General features: G+C 56.1%; 14 protein-coding genes. 12 read left to right on the forward strand and 2 right to left on the reverse strand.

Annotated features, from left to right (window positions below; all coding sequences use genetic code 11):
• Positions 1 to 178: 178 nt before the first annotated feature.
• The 5 genes from lon to HVA01_RS15770 all read left to right on the forward strand — a co-directional run bounded on the left by lon (position 179) and on the right by HVA01_RS15770 (position 8,712).
• Positions 179 to 2,671 (forward strand): endopeptidase La, encoded by a 2,493-nt coding sequence (gene lon, locus HVA01_RS15750; RefSeq protein WP_146876361.1) that lies wholly within the window; start codon positions 179 to 181, stop codon positions 2,669 to 2,671.
• Between the two features lie 167 nt (positions 2,672 to 2,838).
• The gene (locus HVA01_RS15755) at positions 2,839 to 5,004 is read left to right on the forward strand and encodes a methyl-accepting chemotaxis protein (protein WP_146876362.1); all 2,166 of its coding nucleotides are present in this window, start codon (positions 2,839 to 2,841) and stop codon (positions 5,002 to 5,004) included.
• 168 nt (positions 5,005 to 5,172) lie between these two features.
• Complete coding sequence (locus tag HVA01_RS15760; RefSeq protein ID WP_146876363.1) at positions 5,173 to 7,341, forward strand: methyl-accepting chemotaxis protein; 2,169 nt, start codon at positions 5,173 to 5,175, stop codon at positions 7,339 to 7,341.
• Positions 7,342 to 7,451: 110 nt separating this feature from the next.
• Positions 7,452 to 8,507, forward strand: coding sequence for an oxidoreductase (locus tag HVA01_RS15765; RefSeq protein WP_146876364.1), 1,056 nt, complete (start codon positions 7,452 to 7,454; stop codon positions 8,505 to 8,507).
• A 10-nt stretch (positions 8,508 to 8,517) separates the two neighbouring features.
• The gene (locus HVA01_RS15770; protein ID WP_146876365.1) at positions 8,518 to 8,712 is read left to right on the forward strand and encodes a hypothetical protein; all 195 of its coding nucleotides are present in this window, start codon (positions 8,518 to 8,520) and stop codon (positions 8,710 to 8,712) included.
• A gap of 332 nt (positions 8,713 to 9,044) precedes the next feature.
• Here HVA01_RS15770 and nudE read toward each other — a convergent pair whose 3' ends face one another.
• Positions 9,045 to 9,674 (reverse strand): ADP compounds hydrolase NudE, encoded by a 630-nt coding sequence (gene nudE / locus HVA01_RS15775; RefSeq protein WP_146876366.1) that lies wholly within the window; start codon positions 9,672 to 9,674, stop codon positions 9,045 to 9,047.
• Between the two features lie 78 nt (positions 9,675 to 9,752).
• Here nudE and yrfG point away from each other — a divergent pair, with 78 nt between their 5' ends.
• The 6 genes from yrfG (at position 9,753) to HVA01_RS15805 (ending at position 15,606) form a co-directional block, all read left to right on the forward strand.
• A complete protein-coding gene (yrfG, locus tag HVA01_RS15780; RefSeq protein ID WP_146876367.1) occupies positions 9,753 to 10,427 on the forward strand; it encodes a GMP/IMP nucleotidase in 675 nt (224 codons plus the stop codon).
• A gap of 32 nt (positions 10,428 to 10,459) precedes the next feature.
• Positions 10,460 to 10,849, forward strand: a complete 390-nt coding sequence (hslR, locus tag HVA01_RS15785) for a ribosome-associated heat shock protein Hsp15 (RefSeq protein WP_146876368.1) — start codon at positions 10,460 to 10,462, stop codon at positions 10,847 to 10,849.
• 89 nt (positions 10,850 to 10,938) lie between these two features.
• On the forward strand, positions 10,939 to 11,814 hold the full coding sequence (gene hslO, locus HVA01_RS15790) for an Hsp33 family molecular chaperone HslO (RefSeq protein WP_146876369.1): 876 nt from the start codon (positions 10,939 to 10,941) through the stop codon (positions 11,812 to 11,814).
• A 298-nt stretch (positions 11,815 to 12,112) separates the two neighbouring features.
• The gene (locus HVA01_RS15795) at positions 12,113 to 13,669 is read left to right on the forward strand and encodes a phosphoenolpyruvate carboxykinase (RefSeq protein WP_146876370.1); all 1,557 of its coding nucleotides are present in this window, start codon (positions 12,113 to 12,115) and stop codon (positions 13,667 to 13,669) included.
• 157 nt (positions 13,670 to 13,826) lie between these two features.
• Complete coding sequence (gene msrB, locus HVA01_RS15800) at positions 13,827 to 14,324, forward strand: peptide-methionine (R)-S-oxide reductase MsrB (RefSeq protein WP_146876371.1); 498 nt, start codon at positions 13,827 to 13,829, stop codon at positions 14,322 to 14,324.
• Between the two features lie 52 nt (positions 14,325 to 14,376).
• A complete protein-coding gene (locus tag HVA01_RS15805; RefSeq protein WP_146876372.1) occupies positions 14,377 to 15,606 on the forward strand; it encodes an alpha-hydroxy acid oxidase in 1,230 nt (409 codons plus the stop codon).
• Between the two features lie 365 nt (positions 15,607 to 15,971).
• On the opposite strand, the gene HVA01_RS15810 is transcribed toward HVA01_RS15805, so the two are convergent.
• Positions 15,972 to 16,832 carry a LysR substrate-binding domain-containing protein gene (locus tag HVA01_RS15810; protein ID WP_146876373.1) on the reverse strand — a complete coding sequence of 287 codons (861 nt, stop codon included), beginning with the start codon at positions 16,830 to 16,832 and terminating at the stop codon, positions 15,972 to 15,974.
• A gap of 121 nt (positions 16,833 to 16,953) precedes the next feature.
• On the opposite strand from HVA01_RS15810, the gene HVA01_RS15815 reads away from it, so the two are divergent.
• Positions 16,954 to 17,184 carry a DUF1127 domain-containing protein gene (locus HVA01_RS15815; RefSeq protein WP_146876374.1) on the forward strand — a complete coding sequence of 77 codons (231 nt, stop codon included), beginning with the start codon at positions 16,954 to 16,956 and terminating at the stop codon, positions 17,182 to 17,184.
• Positions 17,185 to 17,262: the final 78 nt, after the last annotated feature.

The raw sequence follows: 17,262 nt of genomic DNA on the forward strand, positions 1-17,262 counted from the left end.
GGTATAAGGCTAAGAGAAATAATCGGAGAGCTGAGTCTCCCACCCACAAAACAGGCCTCAAGGAGCGGTTTAAACCGACTGTTCTATTCGGGTAGGGTTGAAGTTTCAGCGCAGTGCCCGCATTCCATGGACATCAGTTGGCGGTTACTACCGCCGGTATCGGTTCATTGGAGGATGCATGAGCGACCAGGATTACGACCACGATGGTGAACACCTTGACTGGCAAAGTGACGAGGAAGTGTCATCCACAGCGGATGACACTCACGACACCGATGAGAACGGCGCTGATCAGGGCAACGGTGAAGATTTCCGCTCAGATGGTGAACGGGTAAATTCGCTAGTGCCTGCCAGCGAAATGCTCCCCGAGCGCATCTATTTACTGCCTATTCATAACCGCCCGTTTTTCCCTGCCCAGGTACAGCCCTTGGTGGTTAACCGTGAGCGCTGGGAAGAAACCATGCGCCGTGTGGGCAACACGCCTCACCATACCTTGGGCGTCGCCTTTGTGGGTGAACAGGGCGTTACCTCGCTGGACCACGAAGGCTTTCCTGAGATTGGCACCGCCGTTAAAGTGCATAAGTTAAAGGGCGAAGACGAGGAGATCCAGTTTATTGCCCAGGGCATCCAGCGCTTTAAAATTACCCGCTGGCTGTCTAAAGAGCCACCCTATTTAGTCGAAGTGACCTACCCTAAAGAGCCGGTTGACGCGGAGAATGAAGAAACCCGCGCCTATGCCATGGCGATTATCAACGGCATTAAAGAGCTGCTACCGATCAATCCGCTGTACGGCGAAGAGCTCAAGCACTATCTCAACCGCTTTAGTCCACATCAGCCGGGACCCTTGACCGACTTTGCCGCGGCGATTACCTCTGCCAAAGGCCCCGAACTGCAGGACGTGCTGGACACGCTGTCGGTAGAAGAGCGGATGCAAAAAGTGCTGCCGCTGCTGCGTAAAGAGATCGACGTGGCGCTGCTGCAAGGCGAGATCAGCGAGCAGGTCAATGCTCAGATGCAGGATCGCCAGCGAGAGTTCTTCCTGCGCGAGCAGCTCAAGGTCATTCAGCGTGAGCTGGGCATCTCAAAAGACGATCGCGAGAACGATGTTGACACCTTTAAAGCGCGCCTGGAGTCGCTGGTGGTGCCGGAGCGTGTTCAGTCACGTATCGATGATGAGCTGAATAAGCTCAGCGTGCTGGAGACCGGCTCGCCTGAGTATGGCACCACGCGTAATTACCTCGACTGGCTAACCTCGCTGCCATGGGGGGTCACCAGCCAGGACCAGCTGGATCTACCCCATGCCCGCCAGGTGCTCGACCGTGATCACGACGGCCTGACCGACGTCAAAGAACGCATTATCGAGTTTCTTGCCGAGGGCACCTTTAAGGGCGATGTGGGCGGTTCCATTGTGTTGCTCGTGGGCCCGCCTGGGGTGGGTAAAACCTCGATTGGGCGCTCTATTGCCGAGGCGCTGGGGCGCCAGTTTTACCGCTTCTCAGTCGGCGGTATGCGCGATGAGGCGGAAATCAAAGGCCATCGGCGTACCTATGTGGGCGCTATGCCCGGTAAGTTGGTGCAAGCCTTTAAAGAGGTCGAGGTCGAGAACCCGGTTATCATGCTGGATGAGATCGACAAACTGGGACAATCTTTCCAGGGCGACCCCGCGTCGGCGCTGCTGGAAGTGCTCGACCCCGAGCAGAACGTCGACTTCCTGGATCACTATCTAGACGTGCGCATGGATCTCTCCAAGGTGTTGTTCTTATGCACCGCCAACACCCTTGATTCGATCCCTGGGGCACTGCTTGACCGCATGGAGCAGATTCGCCTGTCCGGCTATATCGCCGAAGAAAAGTTGGCGATTGCCAAGCACCACCTATGGCCGAAGCTGCTCAAGCGCGACAATCTGCCCAAAAAACGCATCAACTTAACCGATGCTGCCTTGAAACAGGTGATAGAAGGCTATGCCCGTGAAGCTGGGGTGCGTCAGTTGGAAAAACAGCTGCACCGCATTGTGCGTAAGTCCGCGGTTAAGCTGCTGGAAGAAGAGCTTGAAACGGTCAAGATTTCGGTCAAAAACCTAGAGGAGTTTTTGGGGGCGCCGATTTTCCGCAAGGAAAAAGTGCTCACCGGCGAAGGGGTGGTGACCGGCCTGGCGTGGACCTCAATGGGCGGGGCAACGCTGCCTATCGAAGCAGGCAAAGTGCACTCGCTGGACCGCGGTTTCAAACTCACCGGGAAATTGGGCGAGGTGATGCAGGAGTCGGCCAATATCGCCTACAGCTATACCCTGGGCCACTTGCAAGAGTATGGTGCCGATGCGGATTTCTTTGACTCGGCGTTTGTGCACCTGCACGTGCCGGAAGGTGCCACGCCTAAAGATGGCCCGTCGGCGGGCGTCACCATGACCACTGCGCTGCTGTCATTGGCCAAGCACCATGCCATTGACCGGCCACTGGCGATGACCGGCGAGCTAACCTTGACCGGCCAGGTGTTACCCGTTGGCGGTATTCGCGAGAAGGTGATTGCGGCGCGGCGCAGCGATATCTTTGAATTAATCCTGCCCGATGCCAATCAGCGTGACTACGAAGAGCTGCCTGATTATCTAAAAGAAGGGGTAACGGTACACTTTGCCAAACGCTACCGTGACGTGGCGGATGTCGTGTTTGGGCGCTGATTGCCCATATAGCCCTTATCTTATATAACCCGTTTATATAGCTTTTAAAGCGCCGTGCGAAAGTACGGCGCTTTTTTACATTTGTTCACTGGTTTGCAAACTGGAATAAAAGAGATAATAGAGTCTCTTTTAATAAAAATTAAGAATATCTAATTTCCGGAGCCCTAATGCGCGATAACCAGCCTGTAACGCAGCGTGAGTATGCCTTGAGCGATGAGACGGTACTCATTTCCCGTTCGGACTTAAAAGGCAATATTACCTACGCCAACCCCACTTTTGTCGAGGTTAGCGGTTACTCACGTGATGAGCTAATAGGCGCGCCTCACAGCTTGCTTCGCCATCCTGATATGCCCGAGGCTGCCTATGCGGACTTCTGGAAAACAATTCAAGCGGGGGCGACGTGGCAAGGGGTAGTCAAAAACCGGCGTAAAAATGGCGATCACTACTGGGTACACGCCACCGTTGCCCCCTTGAGAGACGGCGAACGTCTCGTCGGGTTCACCTCGGTGCGCCGCAAAGCGTCTGCAAAAGCCGTTGACCGGGCGGAAAAGATCTACGCTGAGATTCGTGAAAAGGGTAAATCCCGCCACTACGCACTAGCCAATGGCACGCTGCGGCGTAAAGGTTTGACCGGCATGCTGTCGCGCTTTCAGATCTCTAGCCTCAAAGCCAAACTCACCAGTATGGTCGTGGCATCGCTGCTGTTGCTCTGTCTTTCGGGCGGGTTGGGCGTATATGCGGTGATGGTTTCCGGTGAACGGCTGGAAACCCTGAATCATTCAGGGTTAGGCGAGGTTGCCTCATTGCAGCGGATCGAGCGCTACATTGGCCAAACGGTTGAGACGCTGGAGCCTGCAGTACGCAGTCCCCGTCGGGCTGACTTGGAGGCAGTCAATGCAGATATTGGCCAATACACCGATGCCATGCAGGTGCTGTGGGCGGACTACTATGCGGGTGATGCGGTGACTGCTGAGGCCGCACAGACCTTTGATAGTGCGCTGACCACCTGGGGCACTGCGGTGCAAACGGCCCTTGTGGCGATTGAGGAGGGGAATGGGTTCGCGGCGTTTGAAGCCTTTAATGATATCGTGGTGCCAACCACTGAATCACTGCGCGAAATGAATGACACTCTGGTCGAGCAGGTGCGCGCCGAGGCAGAGGCGTTGGTCACCCAAGCACAAAGCGGGCGTCAACAACTGCTAATAGCGCAGCTGGTGTTACTGGCAGTGGGTTTTTGCGTGATGATTGGCTTAAGCGTGTTGATTCTGAAATCCGTGTTTCGCAGCCTTTCGGGCGCGCGCTACATCACCTTTCAAATCGCCGCCGGTAACTTGGCTGCTCGCGAGCGGCGTCAAACCAACGATGAGCTGGGCGAGCTGCTTTATTCGCTGGACACCATGCGCTTTAGCCTATCCAGTATCGTAGGCGACGTAGAAAGCCGGGTCTCGGTAGTCACGCCAGCCATCCAGCAGATCGCCGCTGAAAATGAGGAGCTTGCTTCGCGTACTGAACAGCAGGCATCGTCGCTCCAGCAAACGGCATCGAGCATGGAAGAAATGACCTCTACGGTGCAGCAGAATACCGATAATGCCCGCCAGGCGACCGATCTGGCGGCGCAAAACGCGGTGAGCACCCGGGATACCGGGCAGCAGATGCAGCAGTTGGTGGAACGCATGCAGCGTATTGCCCAGAGTGCTGGAAAGATGACCGAGATGATCAGCGTGATCGACGGCATTGCTTTTCAAACCAATATTCTGGCACTCAATGCCTCGGTTGAGGCTGCTCGTGCTGGCGAACACGGCCGGGGTTTTGCGGTCGTTGCCAGCGAGGTACGCAATTTAGCCGGGCGCAGCGCCGATGCTGCCCAAGAAATTCGTAAGATGATTGACAGTACCACCCAGGAAGTCAGTGGCGGCCGTAGCGCGGTCGAGCAAGCGGAGCGAGCGATTGGAGATGTCTCACAACAGGTCGAGCGCGTTAGCGAGCTAATGGCATCGATCAGCATGGCTTCTACCGAGCAGAGCAGCGGTATTGGCCAGATTAATTCGGCGGTGGCTGAGATGGACCATGTCACCCAGCAGAACGCGTCTAAAGTGCAGTCCATTGCGGCCTCTGCCGATAACCTTTCCCTTGAAGCCTTTGAACTCGCCAACGTGGTCGATGCGTTCCGCCTGGAAGGGGCTAAAGACGAGAATATCAAAGACGCCCGGGCGAAATTACAGCGCGCTAATCAGGCCCTCAGCAAAGCAACACGCGGCCTATCCGCCCCTTCCGAACAACCTGCCAAGCCAGCCTTAGCGCAACCTCGCGCCGACCAGTGGGAAGAATTCTAGCCCTGCCGGTAGTGCTTTAGGTACTTGATTTGGCGCTATTCGTTTTAATGATATGCCACCCGATTGGGTGGCATATTTCATGCATTACCTCTAATTGAAAAGACTTAGTGCAAGGCAGCCGCTAAGTCTAACGATGGCGCAAGCCTTCAATAAACGTAGGGGGTTCAAATGCATAATGCCGAACAAGCAGCATCCGCTGTTTATGAGTTAGCCGATGACGACGTGCTGATTTCACGCTCTGACCTTCAGGGTCGAATCACTTACGCCAACCAGACGTTTGTGGAGGTAAGCGGCTACTCGCTAGAAGAAATAATGGGCCAACCCCATCGTTTGTTCCGCCACCCGACGATGCCAGCCGCCGTTTTTCAAAACCTATGGGAAACCATCGAGGCTGGGAAAACCTGGCAGGGACTGATCAAAAACCGCCGCCAAAGCGGAGAGGCGTATTGGGTAGATACCACCATCGCGCCGCTACTCGATGGCGAGCGCGTGGCAGGCTACACGTCTATCCGCCGAAAAGCGTCAACCGATGCGATTGCCCGCGCGGAACGTGTTTACGGCGCTATGCAACAGGGCAAAACACGCGGCTTTAAGCTCCATTATGGTGCGTTACGTCGCACCGGTGTACGCGGTTGGGCCAAGCGCTTTAGTTTCAGTAGCATCCAGGCCAAGTTAATCGGGATGGTGTTAGCGTCTATCGTTTTATTGGTGATGGCGGGGGCAGCAGGGGTTTATGGTTTGACCAGTTCGGCTGATCGGTTACGCACTCTCAATCAAACTGGCCTTGAGGGCATCTCCGATCTTCAGAAAATTGACCAACGCGTGAGCCAAGCGACCCAAGCGCTTGAGCCTGCCGTGCGCAACCCGCGCCGTGCGGACCTCGAACTTCTTGAAACGCAATTAACCACCATGAGCGCCAACATTGAGCAGTCGTGGCAAGGTTTCACTGCACAGCGTGAAACGGGGAGTGTGCAGGAGGGCCTGACAGCGCAACTAACCACCTTTATTGAAAGTGCCGATATCACCCTAACCGCGATCGTTGACGGCAATGGATTTGCCGCCTTTGAAGCGTTTAATGACACCGTGCAGCCTACTGCTGAAAATATTAGCGCCACTGTTAATTTATTGGTGGACCAGGAGAGAGCCGCGGCCCAAGCGCTAATGGAAAACGCAGAACACCAGCAACACGTGCTGCTATACGGCCAGCTGGGTGTTTTGCTAATCGGTATTGTATTGATGATCGGGCTCAGCATGGCGGTACTCAAATCGCTGATTAAATCGCTCAACGAAGCGCGCCGGGTCACCTTTCAAATAGCGGCGGGCAACCTGGCCAATCGCGTTACCTTAAAGCGCAATGATGAACTGGGCGAGTTGCTGAATTCGCTGGAAACCATGCGCGCCAGCCTGTCGGGGCTAATCACCGAAGTGGGCAATAAAGTCGATGTGGTCACCCCAGCGTCTGAGCATATCAGGCAGCAGAATGAAGACTTGGCGTCGCGCACCGAGGAGCAGGCGTCATCGCTGCAGCAAACGGCGTCCAGCATGGATCAAATGACCGCAACCGTGCAGCAAAACAGCGAAAACGCTCGTCAAGCCAATCAGCTGGCGATGCAAAATGCTACCACTAGCCGTGAAACCGGCGAGCGCATGCAGGCCCTTGTCGAGCGTATGGAACGCATTGCCGCCAGTGCCAATAAAATGACCGATATCATCAGCGTGATCGACGGTATTGCGTTCCAAACCAACATCCTGGCCCTCAATGCGTCGGTAGAAGCGGCACGGGCAGGCGAGCAGGGGCGTGGTTTTGCCGTCGTGGCCAATGAGGTGCGCAATTTGGCTGGGCGCAGTGCCGATGCCGCCGGGGAAATTCGCCGCTTAATCGATACGTCTTCCCAGGAAATCAGCGGGGGCGCAGAAGCGGTCAAAGAAGCCGAAGCCGCTATCGAGCAGGTTGTCACCCAGGTGATGAAAGTCAGCGACATCATGGAAGAGATCAGCAGTGCCTCCGATGAACAGAGCAGCGGTATCGCGCAAATCAATACCGCCGTCTCCGAGATGGATCACGTCACCCAGCAGAACGCTTCCAAGGTGCAGTCGATTTCCAGCGCCGCCCAAAACCTCACCCGCGAAGCCTTGGGGCTCGCCAATGTCATTGCCGCCTTCCGCTTAGAGGGCGCAGCAGAGGAGAGCAGTGAAACCACGCGTGGGCGTTTGCTCAAGCTAGCCGGGCTCGATTCATTAGCGGTTGCAGCGCCTCAGGTGCTAACGTCTCCCCAAGTCAAACAATCGTCGCCATCCTCTACCCAGCCAGCTCAAGAGGAGTGGGAGACGTTTTAAACTGAGCTGCATCCCTTTATGAAACTTGATTGATGTGGCTAAACTTACCCATAAGTACGTATGTATACTTACTTAGCCATACGTCGCTGTTATCAATTTGAAGGAATGCAATGCAGGCAATAATAAACGTTGGATTAATAGGCTACGGTTTCGCTAGCCAAACCTTCCACGCGCCGCTGATTCAAGCCACGCAAGGCTTGGATTTAGTCGCGGTGTCTTCAAGCGATGCCGCCAAGGTTCAGGCATCGCTGCCCAATGTAGAGGTGGAAGCTCAAGCGCTGGCGCTGTGTCAGCGCAGCGATATCGATCTGATCGTGATTCCCACCCCTAACGATACCCACTTTTCGCTCGCTAAAGCGGCGCTGTCGGCGGGTAAGCACGTGGTGGTCGATAAACCCTTCACGGTCACTTTGTCAGAGGGCAGGTTGCTTAAAAAGCTGGCGAATGACAAAAATTGCCTACTATCGGTGTTTCACAACCGCCGTTGGGATAGCGATTTCTTAACCATTAAGGCGCTGCTTGAGGCGGGTACGTTAGGGCGGATTGTCAACGTTGAGTCACGTTTTGATCGCTTTCGGCCGGAGGTGCGTGACCGCTGGCGCGAAAAAGCTACCCTGGGCGGTGGTATCTGGTTTGACCTGGGGCCACATTTGCTGGATCAAGCCTGTGAACTGTTTGGCATGCCCCAAGCGATTTTGCTGGAGTTGGGAACGCGTCGAGACGCTGCTGAAGCCGACGACGACTTCCTGGCGCTACTCGACTACGAAAGCTTTCGCGTTAGCTTGTCGGCGGGCACGCTGATAGCCGAACCGACACCGCGCTTTCGGCTGCATGGTACCCAAGGCAGCTTCGTCAAGTATGGTTTAGACCCACAGGAAGACCGTCTCAAAGCCGGTGAAACACCCGCGCCGCAGTGGGGCGAGGACACGCAGCTGGGTACGCTAACGCTGCGCGACGGTGAGGGTGAAAACGCCTCGCTGGTGCAACGCGAGCACGCTTCTTTGCCGGGGGATTATCTTGCCTACTACCAGGGAATGGCGGCAGCTATCCGTGATAAGGCACCGCTACCCGTTAGCGTAGACGACGCCCTGCGCGCAATGGCGTTATTAGAAGCGGGGCTGGATAGCCACCGCCAACGGCGCTGGATAGCACTGAAAAGCCATTGATGCAGAGGGGGTGAAGGTTTTCGTAGCGCGGCGTAAGCGTCAGCGCACCCGCGACGGCGGCCCGGCGCGGGCGCAGCGCGCAACGGTGCCGGGTTTTGGCTGCGGTGCCATTGGGCGTCGTACCGCCGCCACCCGCGGGTGCCTCAAACGCTCGCGGAACTCGCATTCTCGTTACCACGCGCTACGGGTTCATGCACAAAGTTGAATCGAGGGGTTTGTAGCGCGGCGTAAGCGTCAGCGCACCCGCGGGAGCATCGCGCAGCGGTGCCAGGGTTGGTTGGGTGCCACTGGGCGTCGTTCCGCCGCCACCCGCGGGTGCCTCAAACGCTCGCGGAACTCGCGTTCTCGTTACCACGCGCTACGCGATGTGCATGAAGTTGGATCGAGGGATTTGTAGCGCGGCGTAAGCGTCAGCGCACCCGCGACCCGGCGCGGAAGCATCGCGCGCTGCCGGGGTTGGTTGAAGGTGGCATGGGGCGGCTGCCTTGCTACCACGCGCTAATTTTCAGTCCTTACCCCTTACCATTCACTGTCCTCTCAAAGCAGTTCTGTGGCGCTATTGCGCTTCGCTTCGCGCATTCTATCCCTGGCGATATAAAGGGCTGCAATGGCGCGGCCTTCGTGAAAATCATCGCGCATTAACAGCGCCGGTAGCTCCTCTAATGCATGGGTTTCCACAATTAACGGCTCGGGTTCATCGCCCGGCAGGCGTTTAGGGTAAAGGTCGGTCGCTAGCAGCACTTGCATACGGTGGCGCATATAGTTAGGCGCCAACGAAAGCTCTACTAGCGGCTCGATACAATGGGCCCCAAAGCCACACTCTTCCATCAATTCACGGTTGGCCGCGGTGATAATGTCTTCACCGGGGTCGACCAGCCCCTTGGGAAGCGTCAGCACGTAATCCTCAAACCCGGCGGCGTATTCACGAATAAGCAGCACGTGTTCTGGGTCAGGCATGGCCACAATCATCACGGCACCACGGTCAGCGCCGGTTAAACGCTCAAACTGACGCTCTTCACCGTTGGAAAAACGTAACGCTAACGATTCCACCTGAAATAGGCGACTTTGCGCTACGCATTCACGCGATAAAATTTGCGGTTTACGCAAGTAGCCGGAAGCGCCATCGTGCTTGGCTTCAGGGTGGTTAAACGTCGGCGGGGTGGACATAAACGTCTGCCTCCATGGCTGGTAAAAGGCGGTTAAGCTACAATAGCATGCTTATTCCTTAAAGCGACCGGAGCGGCGATGATTGATTGGCGCGAGATAGACACCGTTCTATTGGATATGGATGGCACGCTGCTGGACTTACACTTCGATAGCCATTTTTGGCTGGAGCATTTGCCGCGGCGTTACCGCGAGTTGCACCAATTGGACCAAGCTTCCCAGGACGCGCTGCGTGAGCGAATTATGGGCGAGCAGGGTACCTTAAACTGGTACAGCCTAGCCTACTGGAGCCGCGAGCTTGGGGTGGATATCGTTGCCCTGAAACGCGAAGTGCAGCACCTGATTGGGCTGCGTAGCGACGCGCTGGATTTTCTTAAATGGCTTAAACTGGCCCACCCTCGCGTGATTCTTGCCACCAATGCGGATCGCGCTAGTCTTGCGCTTAAATTGCCGCTCACCGGCTTGGAAGATTACCTGGATGTAATTGTGTCGTCCGAGGACGTGGGGGCCGCTAAAGAGGAGCAGGCGTTCTGGTTTGCCCTACAGGATATCGAGGCCTTTGACCCCGCCCGCACACTGTTTATCGACGACAACGCCCGGGTGCTAGAGAGTGCCCGTGAGTTTGGTATTAAGCATTTATTGGGCATTAAACAGCCCGATAGCCAACGGCCGGAAAAACAGTTGCAGGCGTTTATCGCCCTCGACCGCTTCGCTCACCTGTTGCCCGAGCAGTTGCCTGAGCAGCCGTTGAGTTAATAAGCAGTCGATGAGACAACCAGGAGGCGTCAATGAGTGAGAGTGTTCGCTTGGATAAGTGGCTGTGGGCCGCGCGGTTTTTCAAGACCCGCGCGCTGGCCAAGAAAGCCATTGAAGGTGGCAAGGTGCAATACGACGGTGCTCGTGCGAAAACCAGCAAGCAGGTTGAGCTGGGTGCGCTTATTCGTGTGCCCCAGGGCTGGGATATCTATGAAGTAGAGGTGTTATCGCTTTCTGATCAAAGGCGCGGCGCGCCAGAAGCCCGTGCGCTCTACGCAGAAACGCCGGAGAGCATCCAGCGTCGAGCTAAAGAGGCCGACGTTCGGCGGCTCAATAACGAGGTGATGCAGCATCCACTCAAGCGCCCCGACAAAAAGCAGCGCCGGGATATCCAGCGTTTCCAGCGCCATCAGGGCGAGTAGCCTCATGTCATTAAAACCCCGTTAAACGTTAGCTGTCCTTAAATACTCACTTTTAAATACCCGTTGTTAAATACTTAGGTTGCCAAATTATGTCCGATCAAATTCAACGCTTTATGTTCGATCACACCAATGTGCGTGGTGAAATCGTCACCCTGGCGGCCGCCTACCATGAAGTGTTGGATCGCCATGCTTACCCGCCTGCGGTGAATGAGCTGCTAGGCGAGCTGCTAGCCGCCGTGGCGTTGCTAACCGATACCGTCAAGCTGGATGGCACGCTAAGTATCGAAGTGCGTGGAAAAGGCGTGTTGTCACTGTTAATGGCGGAGTCAAACCCCGGCGGCGAACTGCGTGCCATTGCGCGCATTGGCGAAGAGGCCGCGCTACCCAATGAGTACGCTAGCTTCCGCGAGCTAGTGGGGGAAGGCCAAATCGTGATTACCCTCGACCCTCGTGAGGGGAACCGCTACCAGGGCATCGTGGCCCTCGACCAAGACTCCTTGAGTGGCTGTTTGGAAGCTTACTTCAGCCAATCCGAACAGCTGCCAACCCGGCTATGGCTGGCAGCAAACGGCGAGCGCGCGGGCGGGTTACTGCTACAGCGTCTGCCCGAAGCGTCGCAAAACCAAGACGTCGATGCCTGGGACCGCAGTGTGCAATTAGCCGACACCATCAAAACTGACGAGCTGCTGGGGCTTGAACAACGCGAAGTGCTTTACCGCCTCTATCATGAAGAAACCGTGCGTGTTTTTGAGCCCAAAGCGCTGCGTTTTGGTTGCACCTGCTCGCGGGAGCGGATGAGCTACGCGCTGCACTCGCTGGGCAAAGAAGAGTTGCAGGATATTTTGCGCGAACAAGGGTCGATTGAGACCCAATGCCACTTTTGCCACACGAAATATCACTACACAGCGGCCGATATTGAAACTTTATTAGACGACCCCGAGTCGCCGTCGCCGACGATTCACTAGCGGTGTAGTCGAAGCTGTTTGCTTGTACTGACTTGGGCACTGCTAGGAGGGCTTGTATATTCAATGGATTTATCGTTTCAGGCAAACGACTGTTTTAATTTTTACTGCGCTGCAACACAAAATGTAGTGGTCATGTAGTAGTTTAACTACAAGATATTTGCTCTTCGCCCCCGTTTCCCGGGGGCTTTCTTTTTGCCATAATGCGCGGACTTCAGCGCACCTAGCCAATTTTGTAGTGGCTAGGATGAATTTTAAAGGCGTCGGTGACGCCCGGTAAATTAGATACCCAGGAATCGACATGACCACGACTCAAGCCGCTCCCCAAGCTCACGTCAATCTCAGCAGCGCCGAACTGATCGAGCGCGCCGTGGTACGTGGTGAAGGCCGCCTGTCGGCCAACGGTGCTCTGGTAGTAAACACGGGCCAACGTACTGGGCGTTCACCGAAAGATCGTTTCATCGTCGACGAACCCACCACGAACAGCCAAATCGACTGGGGTAGCGTCAATCAGCCCTTTGATGGCGACCGGTTTACTGCTTTGTGGAACCGCGTGAACGATCACCTGCTCAGCCAGGACAATTTCGTTTCCGAGCTGCATGTAGGCAGTGACCCAACGCACTACTTGCCCGTTCGCGTGACCACCGAAACCGCGTGGCAGAACCTGTTTGGGCGTACCATGTTCGTGCGTCCTGATGCCTATAACCCCGCTTTTAAAGACGAGTGGACGATTCTCAATGCCCCAGGCTTTGTATGTGATCCCTCGCGCGATGGCACAAATTCCGACGGCTGCGTGATTCTTAACTTCGCCGAGCAAAAAGTGCTGATCGCCGGTATGCGCTACGCTGGCGAAATGAAAAAGGCCATGTTTTCGGTACAAAACTTCCTGCTACCGGCTGCCGACGTGTTGCCCATGCACTGCTCAGCCAACGTGGGGGAAGACGGCGAGACTTGCTTGTTCTTCGGCCTTTCTGGCACGGGTAAAACCACCCTGTCGGCTGATCAGGCGCGCTTTTTGATTGGCGACGACGAACACGGCTGGGGCGACGGCACCGTATTCAATATGGAAGGCGGCTGCTACGCCAAGTGTATCGACCTCTCTGAGAAGAATGAGCCGGTTATCTGGAACGCCATCAAGTTTGGCACCGTACTGGAAAACGTGCTTCTGGATGATCGCCGCGAGCCAGACTATGCCGACGACAGCCTGACGCAAAACTCACGTGCCGCCTACCCGTTAGAGCACGTTGAAAAGCGCGTTGCGGAAAACCGTGCCGGTGAGCCGAACGCCATCGTATTTTTGACCTGCGATATGTCCGGCGTATTGCCACCGGTTTCCGTGCTGTCTAAAGAAGCGGCGGCTTACCACTTCCTGTCGGGCTACACCGCCAAAGTCGGCTCCACCGAAATGGGCTCCTCCGAAGGCTTGGCCGCCACGTTCTCCACCTGCTTTGGCGCGCCGTTTTTCCCGCGCCCAGCCCGCGAGTATGCGGACCTGCTGATTAAGCGTGTGGCAAAACAAGACGCCCAAGTGTATTTGGTCAATACCGGCTGGACCGGCGGCGCTTACGGTGAGGGCGGCGCGCGGTTCTCCATTCCGACCACGCGTGCCATTATCAGTGCGATTCAGTCAGGCGTGCTACGCGAGATTGAGACCAAACACATCGATGGCCTTAATCTGCAAGTGCCGGTCACGGTGCCGGGCGTTGACGCTAGCCTGCTTGACCCCCGTGAAACCTGGGAAGACGGCGCTGCCTACGACCGCCACCTTAAAGAGCTTGTGTCCAAGTTCGTTGATAATTTCAAAAAATTTGAAGGCGTTAGCGAAGCGATCATTAAGGCAGGGCCTCAGTTGGCGTGAGCTCAGCGGGTGTCAAATACATCACGCCCAGGCAAGTCGCCGAACATAAGCAACGCTTAGTAGTCATAAATGGGACAGTGCCGCGGCGCTGTCCCATTTTTATTGGCGTAGCAATGCGCCAATACTACCCTTGCCGATGATTGGGAGACCGACGCTGATGAAACGACGTCACTTTTTAGGCCTGGCAGGACTAACCGGCGTAGTAGGCGCTTTGCCGGGTCTCTCGTTTGGCTTTCCACGGCTTGATCTAGAGGCCGCGCCCGGATTGGAGAAACTCGAGCTTAGCGAAGCCGAGTGGCGTGAACGGCTTTCTGACGAAGCCTTTGAAGTGCTGCGTGAACATGGCACTGAACCCGCTTTTTCAAGCCCGCTGGATGACGAGTCGCGCGAAGGCGAGTACCGCTGTGCTGGCTGTGACCTTTTGCTGTTCACGAGTGACATGAAGTACGACTCTGGCACCGGCTGGCCTAGCTTTTTCGAGCATGTGGAAGGGCATTTACTCACCGAGCTCGATTTTAAAATGCTCTGGCCACGCACCGAATACCACTGCGCCCGCTGCCACGGTCACCAAGGCCACGTATTCGAAGACGGCCCTGACCCCACCGGCCTGCGTTGGTGTAATAACGGTGTTGCCTTAAGGTTCGTGCCAGCTTAAACGAGCGCGCCTGAAGGGGAGAATGGTAAAAAACGATCATTAGGAGCGCTGCGTGAAAGGATGGTTGCAACGACGGAGTAGTCAAAAGAAGCTCGCCGGTATTCATAATCTTCACGACGTTGAGCGGCTGGCGCGGCGTAAACTGCCCCGGCCAATTTTTGGCTATATCGACCATGTTGCCGAGGATGGGCGGACTCATCACGCAAACCTGAGCGCTTTTGACGCGTATTACTTTTTACCCAAAGCGTTTGTTAACGTTGCGCAGATTGACCTGCACACCGAGCTTTATGGCAAACGCTACACAGTCCCGTTCGGCATCGCCCCCATGGGTATCAGTGCCCTGTCGGCTTACCAGGGCGATTTAGTGCTGGCGCGGGCAGCGGCGACGCACAACCTGCCGATGATTATGAGCGGTTCGTCGTTAGTACCCATGGAAGAGGTGGCCGACGTGGAGGGGGCCGACTGGTTCCAGGCGTATCTGCCGGGAACCCCAGAAGGTATCGAGGCGCTGCTGGCGCGTATCCAAAGGGCGGGTTTCAAGAAACTAGTCGTGACGCTCGATTACCCGGTACCTCCTAACCCGGAAAATCTTCGCCGTTCGGGGTTTTCTTCGCCGCTGGAGCCAAGTTTGCGCCTAGCCTTCGATGGGTTGATGCGCCCGGGCTGGCTGTGCAATACCTTTCTGCGCACCTTGTGGAAGCAGGGTATGCCGCATTTCGAAAACAATCATGCCGAGCGAGGCGCGCCCGTCATCTCACGCCGCGCCGCGCGGGATTTTTCGGGGCGGCGCCATTTTGACTGGGGCTACCTCGATCTGGTGCGGCGTCTATGGCCCGGTGTACTGATCGTTAAGGGCGTGCTCAACCCTGATGATGCGGTACGTGCTCGTGAGGCCGGGGTTGATGGCATTATTCTTTCTAACCACGGCGCTCGCCAGTTGGACTGCACCATCTCTCCACTCCAGGTGCTGCCTGAGATTAAACGACGTGTTAGTGACATTCCGATTATGATCGACAGTGGCTTTCGGCGGGGTACTGATGTCATCAAGGCGCTAGCGCTGGGGGCTGATTTTGTCTTCGTAGGGCGCCCCTTCAACTATGCGGCGGCCTGCGCGGGGCAAGCCGGAGTAGAGCATGTCGCCGATCTCTTGCAGCGTGAGATCGAACGCAATATGGCGTTGCTAGGGCTGACCAGCCTCTCACAGCTAGACCATTCCTGCCTCTACCAGCCGACAACCGGTGAAATTCCACAGGCGTTGCCCATGCCTCAAAACGTTCGTTGAACTCGCGTTCTCGTTACCATGCGCTACGCGTGCCACAAAGCTGAATCAGTGGGGTTTCGTAGCGCGTGGTAAGCCTAAGGCGCACCCGCGACGGCGGCCTGGCGCGAAAGCAGCGCGCAGCGGTGCCGGGTTTTAGCTGAGGTGCCATTGGGCGTCGTTCCGCCGCCTCCCGCGGGTGCCTCAAACGCTCGCTGAACTCGCATTTTCGTTACCACGCGCTACGCGTGCCATAAAGCTGGATCGGTGGGGTTTCGTAGCGCGGCGTAAGCGTCAGCGCACCCGCGGAAGCATCGCAAAGCGGTGCCGGGTTGTGGCTGCGGTGACATTGGGCGTCGTTCCGCCGTTATCCACTGGAGCAATGCTGACTAAAGCCTGAACCCTTCAACAATATGCTCGGCCAAGCTATCGATAATCGGTGACTGGGTGGAGGCGGTGCGCAATAGCACGATGGATGATTCGGGTAATTCGGGAAACCCCTCTTTTTCACCCAGTATCTGCATATCGGCGGTGACTAGGCTGCGCATCCAGGCGGAAACGGCCAACCCCGCACCAACAACGGCTTGTAGCGTTGCCAAGCTCGGGCTGCTATAAGCGACACGATAGGCCCGATCTGCGCGGTCAAGCGCGTTGCAGGCATGGCGTCGACAAAAGCAGGGGGCTTCAAACAGGGCAAGCGGTACCGGTGTCTGTAAATGGGTGCTGTGGCTCTCAGCCGATACCCACACGGTCGCCTCACGCCTTAAGATGGTGCCAATTTCATCGCCTATCTCGCGCGTCATAATGATCAGATCCAGGCTCCCCTGCGGCTGCTGTGAGAGCACCGAAGAGGGTGCGCAGTGAACATCCACATCCACCAGCGGCCACGCCTGGGAAAAGGTTTTGAGAATGCCGGGCAGAAAGCGCATTACATAGTCATCTGGCACGCCTAAGCGTACGCGGCCCACCATATCGGGTTGGCGCAGAAGCGTTAGCGCCTCTCCCTGCAGCGATAAAATTTTACGCGCATAGCCAAGCAGCGTGTGGCCTTCGCTGGTCAGTTGCAGCGGTTTGCTCTGGCGCACAAACAGCGGACGCTGAATAACGTCCTCTTCAAGCCGCTTGATCTGCATACTCACGGCCGATTGGGTGCGGTTCACCGTTTGAGCGGCGCGGGTGAAGCCGCCTTGGTCAACGATGGCAACAAAGGTACGCAGCAGCTCATGATCGATGGTGGGTAGTGTGGCCATGGGTATCAATATTTCTGATGTTGTTTATAAGCAGTATTCGTTGGATTGATTGTAGGCGCTGTTCAATACTTCCTTCAACACTTATTCACGCCGCCGTATCTAGCGGCGAAGGGAGGTTGAAATGGAGCGCTCGTTACACTATTCGCAAAACCAACAGTGCCAGTCGATTGAGAAACGGCAACCGAGAGTCACATGGCGGGAAAGGCTCTATCGCTGGCAGCAGCTGCGTCGTGAGCGTGAGACCTTGCGTCATTTAAGCGACGATATGTTGAAAGATATTGGTCTTAGCCGCAAAGACGTTCAGCGCGAATCGCGCCGGCCGTTTTGGGACGACCACGGGTGGCGCCGCTAATGCTCAAGTCATGCCAGTCATCGCGGGTTTGTGATACCTTGTGGACACTTTAAAATGCTGCATGAGTTAGTTGCAATT

Origin of the sequence: Halovibrio variabilis (assembly GCF_007991175.1) — a bacterium.
Taxonomy (GTDB): Bacteria; Pseudomonadota; Gammaproteobacteria; order Pseudomonadales; family Halomonadaceae; genus Vreelandella; species Vreelandella variabilis.

Bases quoted from the DNA above. Each gene is read 5' to 3' on its own strand.
- lon (WP_146876361.1), top strand. From the start codon at position 179: ATGAGCGACCAGGATTACGACCACGATGGTGAACACCTTGACTGGCAA.
- HVA01_RS15755 (WP_146876362.1), top strand. From the start codon at position 2,839: ATGCGCGATAACCAGCCTGTAACGCAGCGTGAGTATGCCTTGAGCGAT.
- HVA01_RS15760 (WP_146876363.1), top strand. From the start codon at position 5,173: ATGCATAATGCCGAACAAGCAGCATCCGCTGTTTATGAGTTAGCCGAT.
- HVA01_RS15765 (WP_146876364.1), top strand. From the start codon at position 7,452: ATGCAGGCAATAATAAACGTTGGATTAATAGGCTACGGTTTCGCTAGC.
- nudE (WP_146876366.1), bottom strand. From the start codon at position 9,674: ATGTCCACCCCGCCGACGTTTAACCACCCTGAAGCCAAGCACGATGGC.
- yrfG (WP_146876367.1), top strand. From the start codon at position 9,753: ATGATTGATTGGCGCGAGATAGACACCGTTCTATTGGATATGGATGGC.
- hslR (WP_146876368.1), top strand. From the start codon at position 10,460: ATGAGTGAGAGTGTTCGCTTGGATAAGTGGCTGTGGGCCGCGCGGTTT.
- hslO (WP_146876369.1), top strand. From the start codon at position 10,939: ATGTCCGATCAAATTCAACGCTTTATGTTCGATCACACCAATGTGCGT.
- HVA01_RS15795 (WP_146876370.1), top strand. From the start codon at position 12,113: ATGACCACGACTCAAGCCGCTCCCCAAGCTCACGTCAATCTCAGCAGC.
- msrB (WP_146876371.1), top strand. From the start codon at position 13,827: ATGAAACGACGTCACTTTTTAGGCCTGGCAGGACTAACCGGCGTAGTA.
- HVA01_RS15810 (WP_146876373.1), bottom strand. From the start codon at position 16,832: ATGGCCACACTACCCACCATCGATCATGAGCTGCTGCGTACCTTTGTT.
- HVA01_RS15815 (WP_146876374.1), top strand. From the start codon at position 16,954: ATGGAGCGCTCGTTACACTATTCGCAAAACCAACAGTGCCAGTCGATT.